This window comes from Methylobacterium sp. 1973 (assembly GCF_040545035.1).
Classification (GTDB): Bacteria; Pseudomonadota; Alphaproteobacteria; order Rhizobiales; family Beijerinckiaceae; genus Methylobacterium; species Methylobacterium fujisawaense.
In genome coordinates this window covers 533,724-553,653 of record NZ_JBEPLA010000002.1, presented here as the reverse complement: position 1 = coordinate 553,653, position 19,930 = coordinate 533,724, and the positions used below count along the sequence as shown (strand labels likewise).

The following is a 19,930-nucleotide window of genomic DNA, read 5'->3' as shown; positions in this document are numbered from 1 at the left end:
GGACGCGCCCCCTCTCCCGAGCGGGAGAGGGTTGGGGTGAGGGAACAGGTCTTTCCGGACGAGTCACCCCCTCATCCTGTCCCACTCCCGCACGGGAGGGGGACAGGCGCTTGCCCTCGGTGCCGGAAGGGATCTGAATCATGTCGCAGGTCGTGCAGTCCCGACGGCTTCGGGCGATCGATATCGGCAAGCGCAAGGCCGAGGGGCGCAAGATCACCGCGCTGACCGCCTACCACGCCCACACGGCCGGCATCGTCGATCCCTATTGCGACTTCATCCTCGTGGGCGATTCCCTCGGCATGGTCATGCACGGGATGGAATCGACGATCCCCGTGACCCTGGAGATGATGATCCTCCAGGCCCAGGCGGTGATCCGCGGCACCGAGAAGGCGCTCGTCGTGGTCGACATGCCGTTCGGCTCCTACGAGGCCAGCCGGGAACAGGCGTTCCTCAACGCGTCCCGGGTGCTGAAAGAGACGGGCGCGGGCGCGATCAAGATGGAGGGCGGAGCCCATTTCGCCGAGACGGTGGCGTTCCTGGTCCAGCGCGGCGTACCGGTGATGGGGCATATCGGCCTCACCCCGCAGGCTGTGAACACGATGGGCGGCTTCAAGGTCCAGGGCCGGGGGCCCGACGACGAGCGCCGCCTTCTGGAGGATGCCCGCGCCATCTCCGAGGCCGGCGCCTTCGCGATCGTGCTGGAGGGCATCGTCGAGCCGGTGGCTCGCGCCATCGCGACCTCGCCCCGGGTGACGGCCGCCACGATCGGCATCGGCGCCTCCGCAGTCTGCGACGGCCAGATCCTCGTGCTGGAGGACATGCTCGGCCTGTCCGAGCGGACGCCGAAATTCGTGCGCCAGTTCGGCAGCCTGCGCAACCATATCGAGGAGGCCGTGAAAGCCTACGCGGAGGAGGTCCGGGCCGGGCGGTTCCCGGCCGACGACCACACCTACGGGTAGGGCAGGGGCGGCCGATGTCCCCTCCGATCCTGCCGTCGGGCGGTCGCGCCGAGAGGCTCGTCATCGCCTTCGCGCTGTGCGCCGCCATCGCCCGACCGGGACCGGCGCAGGCGCTGGAAAACCCGGCCTCCGCCTTCTGCGCAACGATGGGGGGACGGTCGATCATCGCGAAGCTGCCGGATGGGGGCGCGATCGGGCTCTGCTCCCTGCCGGGCAACAAGATCGTCGAGGAATGGACGCTCTACCGGATGCTCCATGGCGTGAAGCCCCCGGCCGACGACAACCCGTTCCGATAGCCCGGCCACGCGCGGGCGCATGCGAATCCCGAACGCGCCGCGCCCGTTCGAGGATGCCGTGACGGCCGGCGCGGGCGCGCTCTGTACCGGCGGACGACCACACCTGCAGTGAGAATCCGACACGGGGCGACCAACGCTGGACCAGCGCGTACGGTCGCCACGGCCTCGCCTGGAGCCATGCCGGCGCCTTCAGCACCGGCGCGCAGATCCTCGTGTCGCTCCATCCGGAGGCCGGTTTCCACACCCTCGTCCTGACGAACGCCGTCCCGTCCGGCCTGCCGGAGGGGCGCGCCGACAGCTTCGCCGACCGCGTCTTCGACGGCCGGGCCGGCCAGGACAGGCTGAAGGCCTGGGGGGCGGCCTACGGCGCACCGCCGGCCTGGGCCTCGGCATCCTGGCGCGACGGAAAGATCGATCCCGTTCGTCAGCCCACCCGCCGCGACGGCAGCCGCAACCCCGGGGCGGGCCGCTCCAGCAGCACCTCCCGGCGGAAGCGCACGAGCCGCGCCGGCCGGCCGGCGGCGCCGCTGGTGACGCTCTCGGTCTCCTCCACCAGTCCCTGCTGCGCCACGAGACGGCGGAAATTCTGCTTGTGCAGCTGCGTTCCCGACAGGGCCTCCACGGTGCGCTGGAGCTGGAGCAGGGTGAATTCCGGCGGCATCAACTCGAACACCACCGGGCGATACTTGATCTTGCCCCGGAGCCGGCCGATCGCGGTGGCGAGCACCCGCCGGTGGTCGAAGGCCATGGGCACGCCGGTCGGGTCGTTCGGGAGGGCCGGACCGGGATTGCCCTTCGCCTCCGGGATCAGACCGGCCTCGAACAGCAACTCGTAGCGCTCCAGGACACGCTCTTCGTTCCACGTGCCGCCGTTCATGCCGAAGGTCAGGCCGAGGCGGTCCAGGCGGCGGGTCCGGGTAGCACATTCCTCGGGCTCGGACGCCCAGGCGGCGAGCCGCGCCTCGATGGCGTCGAGCTGGCGGGGGCGCCCCTGGCGGAAATCCTCGTAGGGCAGGTAGCGGTACCAGTTCTGCCACGCGGCCTCGGCCAAGCCGGCCGGCCGCTCCTCGCGAACGAGCGCCAGATAGGCCACCGAGAGCGAATGCACGCCGGACAGGTTCGCCGTGCCGGAGCGGTCCCGATCGCCGAAGGTATAGAGCTGCTCCACGTAGCCCAGACGCTGGTGCGTCTGCCGCTCCACCCAGGCGCGCAGGCCCCGTTCCAGGGTCGCGTGTTCGGGGACCAGCGGGCCGGCCGGCAGGCCGTCGCCCCGGCCCGGTGCCTGGTCGGGCACGCGGATCGTCAGGGCGCGCGGCTCCCCCTTGGTCGCGGCGACGATCACCGCGACGAGGCCTACGGAGGAGCGCTCCGGCGAGGCCTGCGCCCCCCGCGCATCCGTCTGCGCCGCGGCACCCTTCATCGTTCCTCGACCGCCTCTCCCCCGGGACGCGCCGGAGCGGATCCCACCTATAGGGGGACAGGATCGCCGCGCGTCAACGCCGCTGTCGGACGGAGCGGCCCCGTGCGCTTGCCAACGCGCCGATGCCTGCCCAAACAGGGAGGGACCGGCGCGGACGCCGCCGGGGCGGTTCTGCCGGAACGAGGATACAGCGACAGCGATGCCAGCCAGCGCCAGCGCCGCATCGACCGGGAGACAGGCGGTCGACCTGCGACTCTACGGCCTCCTCGACGTCGGCGTCTGCGGCGCCGACGGGGCGCGGCTGGCTGAACTCGGCGCCGAAGCGGTGGCCGGGGGCTGCACCCTGCTCCAGTACCGCGAGAAGGACATCGCCGATGCCCGCGCCGCCCTGGGGCGGATCCGGGCGATCTTGGAAGCCGTGGGCGGCCGGGTCCCGGTCCTCGTCAACGACCGCGTCGACCTCGCCCTCGCCGCAGGCGCGGACGGGGTGCATCTCGGCCAGAGCGACCTCCATCCGGCGGATGCCCGCCGCCTCCTGGGGGAGGGCGCGATCATCGGTCTCACCCTCAAGAAGGCCGCCCAGGCGGACGAGCTGTACCGGCTTCCCGTCGACTACGCCTGCATCGGCGGCGTGTTCGCCACCACCAGCAAGGACAATCCCGACCCGCCCGTGGGCCTCGACGGCTTTGCCAGCATCGCCTTCCGCGCCCGCCTCGCCCGCGGGGCGGACCTGCCGCTCGGCGCCATCGCGGGGATCGGCCTGGACAACGCCGCCGCGGTGATCGCCGCGGGGGCGGACGGCGTCGCGGTGATCACCGCCCTGTTCGGCGCGGACTCGGTGCGCCAGCGCGCCCGCGACCTGCGCGCGCGGATCGACGCCGCCCTGGCGGAGCGGGCGGCCTCGCGATGAGCGACCCCGCGCCCATCGCGGTGACGATCGCGGGCTCGGATTCCGGCGGGGGCGCCGGCATCCAGGCGGACCTCAAGACCTTCTCGGCGCTCGGCGTCTACGGGGCCAGCGTGATCACGGCGCTGACCGCGCAGAACACGACGGGGGTCCAGGGCATCCACGACGTGCCGCCGGACTTCGTCACCCGGCAGATCGACAGCGTGTTCTCCGACCTCGCCGTGAAGGCCGTGAAGATCGGCATGCTGTCGCAGGTGGCGGTGATCGCCGCCGTGGCCGAGGGGCTGGCGCGCCACGCCGGGGCTATCCCGGTCGTCCTCGACCCCGTGATGGTCGCCACGAGCGGCGACCGGCTGATCGCGGACGCGGCCGTGGCGACGCTCCGCGAGCGGCTGCTGCCGCGGGCCGATCTGATCACCCCCAACCTGCCGGAGGCGGCGGTGCTCCTCGGCGAGGCCGTCGCCACGGACGCGGCGACGATCGTGGCCCAGGCCCGGCGGCTCGTGGGGCTGGGCGCCCGGGCGGTGCTGATCAAGGGCGGCCACGGCGTGGGGCGCGAGAGCATCGACCACCTCGTCACGGCGGACGGCACCCTGCGGACCCTCTCGGCGCCGCGAATCGCGACGGCCAACACCCACGGCACCGGCTGCACGCTCTCGGCCGCGGTGGCGGCGGGACTCGCCCAGGGCCTGGATCTGCCTGAGGCGGTGGCGGCCGCCAAGGCTTACCTCACGGCCGCCCTCGCCGCCGCCGACCAGCTCGCGGTCGGGACGGGCCACGGGCCGGTTCATCACTTCCACGCTCTCTGGTCGTAGGCCGCGCCCGAGCCGGCACTTTCCAGCGCCCCCGCCGCCCGCCGCCTTGCAACCGGGCGGCGATTGCGTTTGAAGAAGCGCACGATCGTTCGGATAACGGAACGGTACAGGCGGACCGGTGACGATGCAGGATCAGGCGGAACGGCCCGACCGGGGGCGCGGGCGCGACCTGCTGACCGGCGCGCAGGCGCTCTCCGGGCAGCTCGGCAAGACCATCCAGCGGCTGCGCAAGGCCTACAACCTGTCGCTCTCGGAACTCGCCGAGCAGTCCGGCGTGGCCAAATCGATCATCAGCCAGATCGAGCGCAACGAGACCAATCCGACCCTCGCGACCATCTGGCGCCTGTCACAGGCGCTGGACGTGTCCATCGAGCGGGTGCTGGCGGCGGGCGACGAGGAGCCCTTCATCGAGAAGACCTCCCGGGCCGACACGCCGATCCTCGTCTCCGAGGACGGGAAGGTGCGGCTCGCGATCATCGGCTGGCTCAAGACGATCGAGTGGCTGCAATGGTACGAGGTCACGGCGGATCTCGGCGGCGTCCTCGACTCGGATCCGCACCAGCGCGGCTCGGTGGAATCGCTGTCGGTCGCCGAGGGCGCGTTCGAGGTCGAGATCGGCGGCAGCGTGCAGCGCGCGCGGGCCGGCGAGACCCTGCGCTACCGCTGCGACCGGCCCCACCTCATCCGCTGCACGGACGGCCCGGCCCGGGCCACCATGGTGGTGATCATGAAGGCCGCCGTGATGGAGTGAGGCGGTTTCACCGCCCGCTGTTCACCCACCGCACCACGTCGGCGAGCACGGTCACCAGCGCCTGATCGAGGGCGCGGGCGCCGTTTCCGGCATCGATCTTGGACACCGGGACCCGGGCCGTGAAGATCCGCGCGGCGGCGACCTTGCCGGTGCCGTCGGCCACGAGCTTCAGCGACAGGTCGACCACCGCCTCGCCGGTCGCGGCCTGGACATCGAAGGCGCGGATCTCGCTGATCAGCTGGTAGTCGGCCACGACCTTGTCGCCGGGGCGACTCACCGAGCGGAGCCGGCCGGAATTCTCCAGGCTCTGGATGAGCCGCGTCTGGATCAGGCGCGGCAGCCGGTCGGCCCATTGGCCGCCGCCCAGGAAGGACAGCGCCCCGCCGTTCTCGCGCACGATGATCCGGTCGGCCTCGAAGGGCTGGATCCCAACCGGCTCCGACACCACGATCGAACGGCCGGCCGCGATCGGCCGGCCCGCGGGGGGCAGCGCCGCGAGGTCGAAGGTGAGGGGCGCCACACCGCCGCCGCAGCCGCCCAGGAGGGCGGCGAACAGCGCGGCGGCGAGGATGTGGGACGAGCGGACCATACACATGACCTGAGAAACTCCGCCGGCGAGCAGCGGAGCTGTAAAAGCTATGCGGTTAAAACTAATCCGCTGCGGCATCCGTGCCGTGCGCCGGGACACATCCGCCGGGCCCCGCGCGCTTTCAGCGCCCACCGTTGTATTCGGGCAACGATGGCTTGCCGCCGAAGATCACCTGGCTCGGGTCGCGCTCCAGGCTGCGCACCGTGCGGTTGAGGGTGCTCAGGGTCCGCTGCCCGTCCCCCGACAGGGCCTCCACCTCCCGGCGGCCGGTGCCGCTGAGCCGTCCGAAACTGGTCGCGATGCTGGCGGTGCGCTTGTCGAGGTTTTCCGACATGGTCCGGAACGCCTTGCCGGCGTCGCGCACCGAGATCGCCGCCGCGCGGATCTCCGCGAAGGTGCTGGAGCCCTCCTGGCCGGAGGCCGAGCCCAGGAAGCTCTCGGCGCCGTTGAGCACCGAGTCGATCTTGTCGGCCGAGGCGCTGAGCTTGCCGGCGAGCAGCCGGGCGTCGTGCAGGCCCGCCTCGATGTCGGGGCTGGCCTTGGACAGGGCCGCCGAGAAGCGGTCGGCATTGTCGATCACGCGGCCGAGCTTCGCACCGTCCACCGCCTTGACCAGGGCGGAGATGTTGGGGCCGGCATCGGCGAGCGTCTTGGAGAAGGTCTCGACATTGGACAGCGACCGGTTGATCGCCCCCTCGTTGGCGGAGACGAGCCTGTCCAGGCGGGCGAGCATGTCGTCGGCCCGCTGCGCCACCTGACGGGCCAGCGCCATCATGTCCTGCATGTCGGAGGAATCGGCGAAGATGGTCGGCGGCTCGCCGTTGGCCATCGGGGTCAGCACCGGCGCGTCGGCGTTGCCGCCCGACAGGGAGATCACCGAGACGCCGGTGAGCATCGCCGAGTCGAGGCGGGCGCGGGTGTCGGCCCGGAGCGGGGTCGCGGGATCGACCTTGATCGTGGCGAGCACCCGGCGGGGATCCTGCGGAGCGAGGCGGATATCGGTGACCTCGCCGACCTTGATGCCGTTGAAGTTCACGCTCGATCCGCGCGAGAGCCCCCCGACCGAGCCGGAGAAGACGATGCGGACGATCTGGCTGACCTGCCGCGACGAGCCGCCGGAGAGCCACAGCACGGTGCCGAAGCCCGCCAGGATGACGGCGATGGTGAAGGCCCCGATGAGGGCGTAGTTCGCGCGGGTTTCCATGCGCTCAACCTGCGGTTCTGGCCGGCGGGGATGCGGCCGGGCCTGTGGCCCCGGCACCCGGAGGGGAGCAGGGCGGGATCTGGGTGGGACGGTGATCAGGCATCGGGTCAGGCATGAGCCGAGGCGCCGCCCGTGGCGATGGTCCGGGCACGCTTGCCGTGGAAGTAGGAGCGCAGCCAGGGATGGTCGCTCGCCAGCATCTCGTCGATCGTGCCGGCGGCGATGATCTGGCCGTCGCCGAGCGCCGCGATGCGGTCGCAGGCGGTGTAGAGGCTGTCGAGGTCGTGGGTGACCATGAAAACGGTCAGGCCCAGCGTTTCCTTGAGGGTCGAGACGAGGTCGTCGAACTCGCCGGCGCCGATCGGGTCGAGGCCCGAGGTCGGCTCGTCGAGGAACAGGATCTCGGGGTCGAGGGCCAGGGAACGGGCGAGCGCCGCGCGCTTGATCATGCCGCCCGACAGCTCCGAGGGCAGCTTGTCAGCGGCGTCGGGCTTGAGGCCGACCATCTCGATCTTGAGCCGGGCGAACTCGTCGAGGAGGCGTTCGGACAGGTTCAGGTGCTCGCGCATCGGCACCTGGATGTTCTGCTTGACGGTGAGCGCCGAGAACAGGGCGCCCTGCTGGAACAGCACGCCCCAGCGCTGCTCCATCCGGCGCCGCTCCGCGTAGGTGAGCTCGTCGACGTCCCGGCCGAACACCTCGATCGTGCCGGCGCGCTTGGGGTTGAGGCCCAGGATCGTCCGGGTGAGCACCGACTTGCCCTGGCCCGAGGGCCCGACGAAGCCGAGGATCTCACCGGCGCGGATGTCGAGGCTCAGACCCTTCAGGATGTTGCGGTCGCGGAATCCGACCACGAGGTCGCGCACGCGGATGATCGGGGCGGGGGCGGTCATCGGGTCGGCCTCAGAAGTCGATCGCGGCGAAGAACACCGCGAACAGGCCATCGAGGACGATGACCATGAAGATGGACTTCACCACCGACGCGGTGACGTGGCGGCCGAGCGATTCCGCCGAGCCTTCGACCGCGAAACCCTCGATCGTGGCGATCACCCCGATGGTCAGCGCCATGAACGGCGCCTTGATCAGGCCGACCATGACGTGGTGGACGCCCACCGCCGCCTGGAGCCGGACCAGGAACTGGTCGAGGGTCAGGCCGCCGTAGAGCATCGCGGTGAGGCCGCCGCCGGCGAGCGCCGCGAGGTCGCCGATCAGCGTCAGCATCGGCAGGCCGATCATCAGGGCGAGCACCCGGGGCACGATCAGGATCTCGACCGGGTCGAGGCCCATGACCCGGAGCGCGTCCACCTCCTCGCGCATGCGCATGGAGCCGATCTCGGCGGTGATCGCCGAGCCGGAGCGGCCGGCGACCATGATCGAGGTGAGCAGCACGCCCATCTCGCGCAGGATCAGCAGGCCGATCAGGTTGACCACGAAGGTCTGGGCGCCGAAGCGCTGGAGCTGGAAGATCCCCTGCTGGGCGACGATGCCACCCACGAGGAACGAGATCAGCACGATGATCGGCGTGCCGTTGAGCGCCACCTGCTGGATCTGGTTGATCAGGGCGTTGCCGCGGAACGTCCCGGGCCGCAGGGCGACGCGTCCGCAGGCGGCGATCAGCTCGCCGAGGAAGGCGAGGGCGGTCACGAATTCATGGCCGCCCTGCACCGTCTGGCGCCCGGTGGCATCGAGCAGGCCGACGACCGGGCCGTGCCGCCGGGGCGGCGGCGCGTCCGGCTCGCGCAGGCGAACCTCCCCCAGAAGGGTGCGGTGCTCCGGCCGTGCGTTGAGATAGGTGAGGGCGCCCCCCGCCTGCTCGATCTCGGCGCGGGTCCGCTCCAGAACCCAGGCGCCGAGGGTGTCGAGGCGCTCGATGGCCGACAGGTCGACCGCCACCGGCCCGGCGCGGCCGGCCGCCGCGATGCCCGCGGCCGCGGCCTCGACGGCCGGGCCCTGGTCGGCGGTCCAGCGGCCGTCGAGCGTCAGACGGCCGTCGGCCGTCCGGTCCCGCAGCGCGGCGCCGGCCAAGGCGCCGGGAACAGTGCCCTCGCTCAGCAACACCCATACTCCTCGATCGAGGCACCACCCTGCCCGGCGGTTATGACGACATTACGGTTGACGATCCGTCTCCAACCTCACCCCTGAAGCGCGGCGTGAGGCCAGGGCGAGCCCCAGGCCCGCGGCGGCGAGCGGCGCCATGAGCAGGAAGGCGAGGGGGCCGCCGGCCCGGTAGGCGACGCCGCTGCCCAGGGTCGCGACCACCGAGATCCCGGCATTGACCGCGCTGAGCGTGCCCTGCGCCCGGCCCCGGGCGCCGTCCGGGGCGTAGGCCGAGACCGCCGCCATGGCGCCGAGCTGCGTCGCCCCGAAGGTCAGGCCGTGGAGGCATTGCAGCGGCACCAGCGCGGCGAGATGGTCGCCGAGGAGGAACATGCCGACCGCCCGCAGGATCGCCGCGACGGCCCCGGCGCCGAGGAGCCGCACCGGGCTGCGGCAGGCGGCGGGCAGGGCGGGCAGGGCGGCGAACAGGGCGATCTCGGCGAGCACCCCGGTCGCCCAGAGCGAGCCGACCCAGGCTGCCGGGATCCCCTGGCTGGTCCAGTAGATGCTGCCGAACCCGTAGATCGCCCCGTGGCTCGCCTGGATCGCGGCCGCCGCGCCGATGCACAGCCACAGCTTCAGCGGCAGCCGCGGCCGGCCGGCTCCCGCCGCGGACGGCGGCAGGGCCGCCACCGCGCGGCTGCGCCACGCCACCAGCGCCGCGCCGAGGGCGAGGCCGGTCAGCAGCAGCGGCACGGCGAGCCGCCCGCCGAGCACCGAGAGCAGGACCCCGCCCGCGAGGTTCGCCAGCAGGAACGCGATGGAGCCCGCCATCCGGATCCGCGAATAGGCGAGGCGGGAATCCCCGCGCACGGCCGCGAGCGTCAGGTAGTCGATGCAGGGCACGAGGGGCGCGCCGGCGACCGCGTTGAGCACGATGAGCGCGGCGAGCCACGGCCAGGCGATCCCGGCTGCGGCGGGCATCAGCGCGTAGGTCAGGCTGAGCGCGAGGCTGCCGAGCAGGATCAGCCGGCGCGGGCCCAGGCCCCGGTCGAGCAGGCTCATGAGCGGGGCCGTGGCGGCGATCCGCGTGGCGATCGGCAGCGCGAGCAGGAGGCCGATCACCCTTGCATCGAGGCCCAGGGCGTCGAGCCACAGGGGCATGAACGGCATCGCGATGCCGATCTCGGTGAACACCACGGCGTAGAGCAGCGACAGGCGCGCCGGGCCGGACGGGCGGGGCAAGGCGGGTCTCGACGGGAGGGGCGGGGGGCGTAGGCCGTCCGTAAGCGCCCGTTAAAGGGAGTCTGTCAAATTCCCGGGGATTGGCGCGCACCTGGGCGGGCCGCTACCGCGCCCGCCGCCAGCGTCCAGAGAGGCCCATGTTCGGTTCCGTGACTCCGAGCGCGCATGCGTCGGCCGAGTACGAGGCGATTGAGGCGACGATCAGCGCCAGCGAGCGCGGCCGCTGGTTCCTCGCCGAATACGCCCGGCGCAACCGGGGCCCCGAAACCGAGGTGCTGCTCGGAGCGATCGCACGGCTGGAGCGGAGCGTCACCGCCGACCGCGGGCAGGAGGCTTTCGGCCACCTGCGCGGCAACCTTCTCGACATGGCCGACGCGATCAGCCGGACCAAGGGCGAGATCGCGGCGCTCAACGCCCCGAACAGCGACGAGACCCGGCTGACGCAGGCGTCGCTCGCCCTCGACGCCATCGTGCGCGAGACCGAGCAGGCCACCTCCGACATCCTCAGCGCCGCCGAGTCGATCCAGGAGGCGGCCTGGACCCTCCGCGAGCATGGGGCCGACGCGCAGGCCTGCGACGCCCTCGACCGCCACGCCACCGCGATCTACACCGCCTGCTCCTTCCAGGACCTGACCGCGCAGCGCACCGCCCGGATCGTCTACACCCTGCGCTACCTGGAGGACCGGGTCTCCGCGATGATCGCCATCTGGGGCGAGGACGCGGTGCGGGTTCCGCCCCACCGGAGCGCGCGGCCGGCCGGCGAGCCGGCCGATCTGAACCAGAGCGACGTCGACCGCTACATCGCCATGGACGTACCGGCCATCACGGTGGCCGCCCTCGTGGCGCGCCCCGGCAGCCCGGCGCTCCACGAGGATCTGGTGTTCCTCCCGGTCTCGGCGGAGGCCGAGCCGGATGCGGAAGCACCGGAGCGGGTCGCGGATTCCGAGCCGGAGGCTGTCGCGGCGCCGGTCGAAGAGATCGACAGGGTGGCCGACCTGGACACCGTTCCCGGGTTTGCCGACGAGCCCGAGACTGTCTCGCCCCCTGACACCGGCACCTTCGCCGAGGCCGCGCCGGAGCCCGACGCCGCGCCGGAGCCCCACGACTGGCTCGGAGCGGATATGGCCGATCTGGCCTGGGGCGAGGCCGTCGCGGCGGCCCCCGAGCCGGCCATGCCGCCGGAGGATCCGGCCCTGAGCTTCGCCGAGATCGCGGCGCTGACGCCGGAGCAGCGGCTCGCCCTGTTCGCCTGACGGCTTCCGAGCGAGGCCGACGCGGCCCCGGCCATCCGCGCGCACGGAAGACCGCGCCGCCGCATCCGCCTGAGGCGGTTCGGCAGGCGCGTCCCGACGCGGACCCTGCTATCAGGGCCGCCCCCGGCAATCCCGAGCAAGCACGTCCGTGGCCCTGCACCTGATCAAGCTCTGTGTCGGCCCCGCCACCATCGCCGACCTCGAGGCCCGGCAGGCCCGGTTCCGGGAGGAGGCCCTCCGGGACGGCCGGCCCGCGGCCCCGTTCCACGTCACCCGCACCCTGCCCAAGCGTCACCGGGAGATCACCGGGCGCGGCTCGATCTACTGGGTGATCCGGGGGACTCTGTCCTGCCGGCAGGCGATCACCGCGATCGAACCGCTGACCGGCGAGGACGGCATCCCGCGCTGCCGGTTGGTCTTCGATCCGCGCCTCGTCCCGGTGGCGCCCCGGCCCTGCCGGCCCTTCCAGGGCTGGCGCTACCTCACGGCGCGCGACGCGCCGGCCGACCTCGGCGCCGAGGCGTCGGGGGACCTCGCCGAGATGCCCGAGGCCCTGAGGCGCGAGCTGGTCGGCCTCGGCCTGCTGTGAGGATGTAGCGCCCCCCACCGCTCAGTCCCCCGCAGGCCCTCCTGAGGCGCCGGCGCACGGCGGTGGCCGCGAAGGAAGCCCTCCAGACGGCGCCGCGATCCCTGCATCCCCGCGAGGCCTGCTGCCGCAGGCCCCTCAGGTGAGGGGGAGGGTGGGACAGCTCTCACCCCGGCCTGCGAACCCGCCGGAGCCATCTCGGCCCCGGCGGGATCCGTCCTACGCCCCGTCGAAGCGCCCGCTGGCATGGGCCAGCATCGTGTAGACCTTGCCGGTCTCGGAGGTCAGGTAGGCATCGGTGCGCTTGGCGTCGCTGTCGTTCTTGACCACGTCGCCGAGCAGGCGCTCAAACTCGCTGACGTAGCGGTCGACGCTGCGGCGGAACTCCGCATCCGACCGGTACCGGCGCTGGATCTCCGCGAAGGTCGCCCGGCCCTGCGGCGTGTAGATCCGCGGGTCGAACAGGTTCGGCTCGCCCCGACGGTACCGCTCCCACAGGTCGACCGCGGTCCGATGCTCGATCATCTTGGCGATGTCGGTCGAGATCGTGTCGAGGGCGATCCGCCCGGTCTCGGCGGCCGCCACCGCGGGCCGGCGGGCCGGCTGTGCGGGCGCCGGCGCGTCGGCAGCGGGCACCTCCTCCTCGTCGTCGTCCAGCGAGGCGCGGGTCAGCAGGTCGGACAGCCAGCCGCGCTTGTCGCCGGCCTGTGCCGGGCGGGCGGTCGCGGAGGGGCGGGGCGCCTCGATCCGGGCCGGGGCGGCGCGCGGCGCCGCCGCGGGGGCCGGGAGCGCCGGGGCGGCGGAGGCCGCCGGTGCGGCCGAAGGCGCGGCCGCGGGGGCCGCGGCGGACGCGGCCGCGGGGGCCGCGGCGGACGCGGCCGCGACGGCGCGGCCCCCGCCTTCCGCGACCCGGCGCTGGGGCTGGGCCTGCGGCTGGGCGACGTCGACCGAGCGACCGGAGCGGGAGACCAGGGACGACAGCTCGTTGAGCGCCTTGATCTGGTCCGCCACCACCCGGCGCATCTCGCCGGTGGCATCCTGCGTCTCGCGCGGCAGCTCGAGGACGCCCTTGGCGAGTTCGGCGCGGGTCGCGTCGAGTTCGCCGCGGATCGAGCCCGCCATCTCGCGCAGAGCCGAGAAGGAATCGCCGAAGCTGGCCTGGGCCTCCTGGAAGCCGCTGCGCATCTCGCGGGCCGCCTCCTCGATGACCTGCCGGACGCCCTGGGCGGCCTTCTCGCCCTCGGCGCTGGCGCTGTCCTTCAGGTCGGCGAAGGCGCTCGTCACCGAGGCCCCGGCGCCCTGGGCCGACTGGGCCAGGGACTCGCCGACGCTGCGGGCCCGCTCCTCGGCGGCGCGCAGGGTCTGCTCGATGGTCTGCGCCAGGGCGTTGCCGTTCTGCTCCAGGGCGGCGGCCCGGGCCTCGAAGGTGGCCAGCGCCTCGGTGAGCTTGGTCTCGCGGCCCGACAGGGCCGAGTCCAGGCGTTCCTCGATGGCCGCCAGGGAGGCCGCGGCCCGGTCGAGGGCCGCCACGTGCGCGGCGGTCTGCTCGCCGAGGGAGCGGCCGCGGCCGTCGAGGGTCTCGGCGAGGCGCGAGGCCTCGCTGAGCGCCCCGTCGGCGGCGCCGCGCAGGGCCTCGACCTGGGCCGAGACGCCGGCGCTGGCACGACCGGTCTCGGCGGCGATGCGCTCCAGGGCCCCCTGGACCTGCTCGATCCGGCCGGCGAGACCCCGCTCGATCGCACCGAGGTTGGTGTCGGCCCCGGCCACGAGGTCGGTGAGCGCGGTGTTGGCGGCCTCGATCCGCTGCAGCAGGCTGCCGAGTTCGCGACCCATCCGGTCGTTGGTCTCGAACAGCTCCGAGAGGGTGCGGCCCGCGCCGTCCTCGACGGCGGCGCGCAGCAGCTCGGCCGAGGCCCGCGACTGCACGGCCAGTTCCTCGGTCCGCGCCCGCAGGCTCTCGGCCAGGGGCACGCCGGTCTCGGCGAGCGCCCGCTCGATCGCCTCGGCCCGGTCCGCGAGCGCCCGGGACAGGTCCATCATCGGCCCGTCGATGGCGCCGCGCAGGCGCTCGACATGGCCCTCCAGGCTGTCGCCGACCGCGCGGCCGCTGCCCTCGACGCTGGCGACGAGCGCGCCGCCGCGCTCCTCGATGGCGCGCACCAGGGTCTCGGCGCTCTCGGCGAGGCGGCGGGACAGGGCTTCGCCGCGGGCATCCACCAGGGCGCCGAGCGCCGTGGCACGGCGCTCGAACCCGGCCCCGAGGGCCTCGGTGCGGGCGTCGATCAGGCCGGCGAGCGCGGCCTCGCGGCGGCTGAGGGTCTCGGCCAGCGCCGCGTTGTGGGCGTCGACCTGCTCGGCATGGGCCCGCGCCCGCTCGTCGAGGGCGGCGACCAGGGACGCCGTGCGCTCGTCCATCAGGCCCGCGAAGGCCTCGTGGCGGTCGTCGAAGGCGGTGGCCAGGGTGTCGGCGCGCTGCGCCACCAGGGTCGCGAACAGCCGCATGCGGCTGTCGATGCGCTGGGTGAAGGCATCGGCACGGGCGTCGACGCCACGGGCCAGGGCCTCGCTCTGCGCCTCCACGGCCTGCGCCAGGGCCGCGGTGCGGCCCTCGACGATGCCGTCGAGATCCCGCAGCCGGGTGTCGAAGGCCTCGACCAGGGCGCCGGTACGACCCTCGACGACGCCGTCGAAATCGCGCAGCCGGGTGTCGAAGGTCTCGACCAGAGCGCCGGTACGGCCTCGGACGACGCCGTCGAGGTCGCGCAGCCGGGCGTCGAAGGTCTGAACCAGGGCGCCGGTGCGACCTTCGACGACGCCGTCGAGATCCCGCAGCCGGGTGTCGAAGACCTCCACGAGGGCGCCGGTACGGCCCTCGGCCGCCGCCACCAGGGCCTGGCTGCGGTCCTCCAGAAGCCCCTCGATCGACGCGCGGGCCTGCTCGAAGGTCGACCGCAGGGTCTCGATGCGCGCGTCGACGCGCTCGGACACGTCGCGGCCGGTGCCCTCGACCAGCGCGCCGAGGCGGTTCTGCACCCGATCGAACAGGGTCTGCAGCTCGCCCGTCCGCTCCTTGAGGGTCTCGGCGAGCCGGTTCTCGCGCTCCTCGAGCAGGCCGGCGATGGCCGGGTTCACCCCCTCGATGGTCGCCTGGAGCGCCTGGGTGCGGTGCTCGATGGTCCCGGCGATCTGGCGGCCGCGGTTGTCCACGAGGCGGTCGATCTCGCCCTGCGCCCGCTCGAACAGGCCCTGAAGGTCCGAGAGGCGGGAATCCAGCAGGTCCGCCATCTGGGCGGGTGCCGCGTCGAGGGTCGCGCGCAGGCCCTCGGTCCGGGCCGCGATGGCGTCGGCGACGTCCTGGCCGCGTCCGTCCACGAGGTCGCGCAGGCCGGCCTGAGCCTCCTCGAAGAGGGTCTGCAGGCGCTGCGTGCGCGCGTCGAGGGTGGCGGCGAGCTGGCGCTCGCGGGTCTCGACCAGCGCCGAGACGGCGGCGGGCGCCTCCTCCAGCACCGCGCGCAGGGATTGGATGCGGGCATCGACCGTGGCAGCGAAGCGGCCGCCGCCGCCCTCGACCACGCCGTCGAGGGCCGCCTGGGCCTCCTCGAACAGGGTGCGCAGGGCCTGGGCCCGGGCAGTGAGGGTGTCGGCGAGGCGGTTGCCGCGGCCGTCGACCAGGCTCTCGAGATGGCCGAGCCGCTCGTCGAACAGGCTGCCGAGCTGGCGGGTCCGTTCGTCCAGGGCGCCGCTGGCGGAGCCGAACGCGCCCTCCAGGGCGGTGACCAGCGCCTGCCCGCGGCCGTCCAGCGCGGCGTGGATCGGGCCCATGCGGCCGTCGAGGGTGGCGGCCAGGGTGCCGGCGTGGTCGTCCAGCATGACGCGGATCTGGTTGGTCCGGTCGTCCAGCAGGGTGTGGACCGAGCGCACGCCCTCGTCGAGCAGGCCGCTGATGTCGGCGGTGCGGCTCGACAGGGTGTGGCCCAGGCGGCCCTCGCCGGCATCGAGCATCCGCTCGGCATCCGCGATGGTCTGCTGGAGCTTGGCGAGCACGCTGTCGCCGCGCTGGTCGATCAGCTCGGCGAGGGAGGTGCCGCCGCGGTCGAGCAGACGGGCCAGCTCGGTGATCCGGCCGCCGATCGCCCCGAACACGGCGCGGCCCTTCTCGTCGAGCTCGCCCGACATGGCGGCGATGCGCTCGTCGATGAGACGGCCGAGGAGGTCGGCGCGCTCGGCGAAGGCGGCGTGCACGGCCTCGGTGCGGGCGGTCAAAGCCGCGTCGGCGCTCTCGGTGCGCTCGTCCACCAGCCGGACCATCGACTCCGCACGGTTCGCCAGCGCGGACTCGAGGCCGCGGGTGGCCTCCTCGATGGTGCCGGTGAGGGCGCGGACGCGCTCGGCCATGGCGCCGTCGAGGCCGCCGGTCCGGTCGGCGATCATCGCCACGAGGTCGCGGGTCCGGCCGGCCAGCTCCTCGTCCACCGCGCGGGTGCGCGCCTCGATGAGGCGGATCGCCTCGAAGGCCTGCACGCCGAAGCTCTCGTCCACGAGGCGGGCACGCTCGTCCAGGGTCTCGGCGATCGCCTGCAGGCGGCCGATGACGCCGGTGTCGAAATGGCCGGCGCTCTCCTCGATCCGGCGAGCGATCTCGCCCGTGTGCCGGGCGATGTCCTGGCCGAGGCCGTTGGTGCGGCCCTCCAGCATCTCCATCAGGCCGCGATGGCCCTCGGCCATGACCCGCGCCATCTCGTCGGTCCGGGCGCGCAGCGCCTCGTCCGCCGCGCTGGTGCGGCTTCCGAGATGACCGTCGATCTGGCCGACGAGGTCGGCCACGGTGGCGGCGATCGCGGCGGCCCGCTCCGCGGAGCGCGTCTCCAGGCCCCCGAGATGGGTCTCGATCAGGCTGCCGGCCTCGCGGGCCCGGGCCGTGATCGTCTCGGCCACGGCCTCGCCCTTGCCGGTGAGGAGCCGGTCCATCTCCTCCAGACGGGCGCCGACGGTCTCGCCGAGGGCGGCGGTGTCACGGCCGATCCGGTCGGCCAGGATGTCGCCGCGGGCGATGGTCTCCTGCAGGGCGGCGAGGCGGCTGCCCAGCGTCTCGTCGATCGCCCGGACCCGGCCGTCGGCGGTCTCGGCGAAGCTCGCACCGGTCTGGCTGAGGGTGTCGGCGATGCGGGCGCCCTGGCTCGCCACGGCGAGCACGATGTCGCGGCCGGTGCCGCTGATCCGGGCCTGGGTCTCGTCGGCATGGCTGGCGAGCAGCTCGGCGACGCCGCGGCCATGCGCGCCGAAGGCCGCTTCCATCTCGCCGATCCGGGCGGCGAGGTCGGCCGAGATGGCGCGGGCGGCCTCGGCGAGGCTGCCGGTGGCGTCGCCGGTCCGGGCGGCGAGTTCGCGGTTGAGGTCGTCGAGGGCGGCGCGGACGGCCGAGACGGCGGCCGTGCCGCGCTCGCCGAGTTCCGTGCCGGCGCGGTCGGCGGCGTCGCGGAACCGGGCGGTGAGGATCGCGGTCTCGGCCTCCACGGCGCCGGTGACCTCGCCGGAGGCGGTGCGCAGGGTCTCCAGGGCCGCGGTGAGCCGGGCGGCGGCATCCCGCGTCTGCGTCTCGGCGGCCTGGCCGGCCTGATCGGCGGCGGCGCGCAGCGCCGCGGCGGCCTCCTCGGTGCGCGCCGACAGGGTGGTGGCGGAATCCGCGACCCGGCGCTCGAACACCCGCACGGCCTCCAAAGTCCGGGCCTCGACCGCGCCGGTGGCCTCGTCGGTCGTGCCGCGCAGGGCGCTGGTGGCCGCCTCGGCCCCGCGCTGGAGCGCCGCGACCGCCTCGGCGGTGCGGCCGTCGATCTCGCCCGACAGGCTCTCGACGGTGCCCCGCAGGGATTGGACCGCCGAGGAGGCCCCCGCCTCGAAGCCCTGGCCCAGGGCCGCGAAGGCGGCCTCCAGGCGCGCCGCCACCGTCTCGGTCCGGTGCGCGATGCTGCCGCCGGCCTGCTCGGCCGCGGCGGCGACCCGGTGCTCCAGGTCCGCGGCCCGGACCGTCACGGTCTCGTCGAGGCGCGCCGCGATGCCGTCCATCCGCTCGGCGAGGGCGCTTCCGCGCTCCGACAGCCCTTCGGCGATCCGCTCGGCGGTGCCGACGAGGTCGTCGCGCACGGCGCCGGCACGGGCCGTCAGGGTCTCACCGGCGCCGCTGGCCGCCAGCGCCAGGGCAGCCTGGGCATCGCGCCCGCGGCCCTCGATCGTCTCGGCGACCGACAGGCCGGCGCTCTCGATCTCGGCGCGCAGCGCGAGGCCGCGGCCGGCGATGTCCTGGGTGAGGGCCGAGCCGGTCTCGGCGAAGCGGGCGGTGATGTCGGCGCCCATCGCGCCGAAGCGCTCGGTCAGCTCCGAGCCCCGGGACAGGAAGACGGATTCCAGCCCCGTCACGGATCGCTCGAAGCTCTCGCGCACGGTGCCGGCCTGGCGCTCCAGCGCGTCGCTGACGCGGCTGCCGGTCTCCTCCAGGGTCCGGGTGAGGGCGCCGGCATTCTCGGACAGGCGATCGGCCAGGGTGGTGCCGGCGGCCTGGAAGGCGCCGGTCGCCGCGCCGGCGCGATCCTCGAAGCTGCGGGTCAGGGTCTCGCCGACCTCCTGGATGGCGCCGCGCACCTCCTGGCTGGTGGCCGCGAGGGTGTCGACGAGGTCGCTGCCGCGGGCGGTCATGAGGTTGACCACCCGGTCGCCGGCCTCGCCCAGGGAGGCGGTGATCGCGGCGCCGCGGGTCTCCAGGGCGCCGGTCACCCGCTCGCCCGCGCCGGTCACGGCCGACACGATCCGGTCCGAGGCGCCTTCCAGATCCTGGCTCAGGCTCTGGTGGGAGCCGGCAATGGCGCTGCGCACCCGGTCGGCGTTGGTGACGATCGCCTCGCGCTGGGCCACCAGCTCGTCCACGAGGGAGCGGATGCGGATCTCGTTGTCGGAATAGGCCCGCTCCAGCGTGGCGATCTCGCCGCGGACCAGGGTCTCCAGCTCGCCGGCCCGGGCGAGCGCCCGCTCGACGCCGTCGCCCACCGCCGCCACCTCGCGGCGCACCGTCTGCGACATGGTCAGGACGGCGTCGGTGGAGAAGCTCTCGGGCTCGGCCAGACGCACCGCGACCTCGCCGACCGCACGGGCGACAAGGCGCATCTCCTGGGCCCGCACCGCGAGCATGGCGGCGATCACGAACAGCACCACCGGGCCGAACAGGGCGGCGGCGCCGACGCTCGCCTGCAGGGCAGAGAGCCCCGACACGACGGCGCGCAGGTCGCCCTCGGACTTCGACCATGCGATCAGCACCAGGGCGCCGATCCAGACGGCGCCGGCGGCGAGCGCGAGCAGGTAGGGCTTGGGCGAGGAGCGCACCCGCAGGGTCTGCTGCAGGATGCCGATGTTGCGCCGGTCGTCGTTGGCCACCAGCGAGCGGTCGGGGGGCAGGAGCCCGCCCTCGCGGCGCGGGCGGTCCAGGCCCGGCGGCGGCAGGTCGGAGGCGAGCGGCGGGTCGAGATCGAGGCGCGGCGGCATGGTCCGCCCAGCGGCATCGAGGCCGCCGTCGAGGAGCGGCTCGGCGTCACCTACATCGGGCAGGCGTGGCTCGGCGCGGCCATCGGTGCCGTTCGGCGTCAGGGCGTCGAGGTTCAGCGCCTGCTCGATCGCAGAGAGCGCGGCCTCGGCCGGGTCCTTCAGCTTCTTCTCGGTCGCCATTCAACGCCTCGTTACACGGGTTCACCGACGCCTTGGGGAAGGCTGATGCCGGAGACGCAACGCCCCGTTTACCATTACAAGACTAAACTCAGGCAGCGACTGCCGATACCCGAGCCCTCGACTGGCCCCAGAAAACGTTAACCGAATGGTTACCGCGC

Annotated in this window: 14 protein-coding genes; 7 read left to right on the top strand and 7 right to left on the bottom strand. The window is 73.7% G+C overall.

Translation table 11 applies throughout. From position 1 onward, the window contains the following. Positions 1 to 140: 140 nt before the first annotated feature. A complete protein-coding gene (panB, locus tag ABIC70_RS06635) occupies positions 141 to 959 on the top strand; it encodes a 3-methyl-2-oxobutanoate hydroxymethyltransferase (RefSeq protein ID WP_043355852.1) in 819 nt (272 codons plus the stop codon). A 14-nt stretch (positions 960 to 973) separates the two neighbouring features. Then, positions 974 to 1,255 carry a DUF333 domain-containing protein gene (locus ABIC70_RS06630; protein ID WP_051976039.1) on the top strand — a complete coding sequence of 94 codons (282 nt, stop codon included), beginning with the start codon at positions 974 to 976 and terminating at the stop codon, positions 1,253 to 1,255. Between the two features lie 424 nt (positions 1,256 to 1,679). On the opposite strand, the gene ABIC70_RS06625 is transcribed toward ABIC70_RS06630, so the two are convergent. Continuing rightward, entirely contained in the window at positions 1,680 to 2,675 is a 996-nt protein-coding gene (locus ABIC70_RS06625) for an NUDIX hydrolase (RefSeq protein WP_043355850.1), read from the bottom strand. 199 nt (positions 2,676 to 2,874) lie between these two features. Between ABIC70_RS06625 and thiE the strand changes: the two genes are divergently transcribed. From thiE to ABIC70_RS06610, 3 genes are all read left to right on the top strand, one after another. Further along, positions 2,875 to 3,585 (top strand): thiamine phosphate synthase, encoded by a 711-nt coding sequence (gene thiE, locus ABIC70_RS06620; RefSeq protein ID WP_111473985.1) that lies wholly within the window; start codon positions 2,875 to 2,877, stop codon positions 3,583 to 3,585. Further along, complete coding sequence (gene thiD, locus ABIC70_RS06615; protein WP_043757169.1) at positions 3,582 to 4,397, top strand: bifunctional hydroxymethylpyrimidine kinase/phosphomethylpyrimidine kinase; 816 nt, start codon at positions 3,582 to 3,584, stop codon at positions 4,395 to 4,397. Before thiE ends, thiD begins: the two co-directional genes overlap by 4 nt. A 124-nt stretch (positions 4,398 to 4,521) precedes the next feature. After that, a complete protein-coding gene (locus tag ABIC70_RS06610; protein WP_043355842.1) occupies positions 4,522 to 5,148 on the top strand; it encodes a helix-turn-helix domain-containing protein in 627 nt (208 codons plus the stop codon). A gap of 7 nt (positions 5,149 to 5,155) precedes the next feature. Here the strand turns inward: ABIC70_RS06610 and ABIC70_RS06605 are convergent, their stop codons facing one another. The 5 genes from ABIC70_RS06605 to ABIC70_RS06585 form a co-directional block, all read right to left on the bottom strand. Beyond that, positions 5,156 to 5,737, bottom strand: coding sequence for an ABC-type transport auxiliary lipoprotein family protein (locus ABIC70_RS06605; RefSeq protein ID WP_043382003.1), 582 nt, complete (start codon positions 5,735 to 5,737; stop codon positions 5,156 to 5,158). 121 nt (positions 5,738 to 5,858) lie between these two features. Further along, entirely contained in the window at positions 5,859 to 6,941 is a 1,083-nt protein-coding gene (locus tag ABIC70_RS06600) for an MlaD family protein (protein WP_354439231.1), read from the bottom strand. 107 nt (positions 6,942 to 7,048) lie between these two features. After that, positions 7,049 to 7,834, bottom strand: a complete 786-nt coding sequence (locus tag ABIC70_RS06595; RefSeq protein WP_170861809.1) for an ABC transporter ATP-binding protein — start codon at positions 7,832 to 7,834, stop codon at positions 7,049 to 7,051. Positions 7,835 to 7,844: 10 nt separating this feature from the next. Then, positions 7,845 to 8,999 carry an ABC transporter permease gene (locus ABIC70_RS06590; protein WP_043355836.1) on the bottom strand — a complete coding sequence of 385 codons (1,155 nt, stop codon included), beginning with the start codon at positions 8,997 to 8,999 and terminating at the stop codon, positions 7,845 to 7,847. A gap of 48 nt (positions 9,000 to 9,047) precedes the next feature. Next, a complete protein-coding gene (locus tag ABIC70_RS06585) occupies positions 9,048 to 10,223 on the bottom strand; it encodes an MFS transporter (protein ID WP_354439230.1) in 1,176 nt (391 codons plus the stop codon). A 137-nt stretch (positions 10,224 to 10,360) separates the two neighbouring features. Between ABIC70_RS06585 and ABIC70_RS06580 the strand changes: the two genes are divergently transcribed. Further along, the gene (locus tag ABIC70_RS06580) at positions 10,361 to 11,476 is read left to right on the top strand and encodes a hypothetical protein (protein ID WP_354439228.1); all 1,116 of its coding nucleotides are present in this window, start codon (positions 10,361 to 10,363) and stop codon (positions 11,474 to 11,476) included. A gap of 148 nt (positions 11,477 to 11,624) precedes the next feature. Next, on the top strand, positions 11,625 to 12,065 hold the full coding sequence (locus ABIC70_RS06575) for a DUF1489 family protein (protein ID WP_053608474.1): 441 nt from the start codon (positions 11,625 to 11,627) through the stop codon (positions 12,063 to 12,065). A 216-nt stretch (positions 12,066 to 12,281) separates the two neighbouring features. Here ABIC70_RS06575 and ABIC70_RS06570 read toward each other — a convergent pair whose 3' ends face one another. Continuing rightward, the gene (locus tag ABIC70_RS06570; protein WP_354439227.1) at positions 12,282 to 19,772 is read right to left on the bottom strand and encodes an apolipoprotein A-IV repeat region-like domain-containing protein; all 7,491 of its coding nucleotides are present in this window, start codon (positions 19,770 to 19,772) and stop codon (positions 12,282 to 12,284) included. Positions 19,773 to 19,930 lie beyond the last annotated feature (158 nt).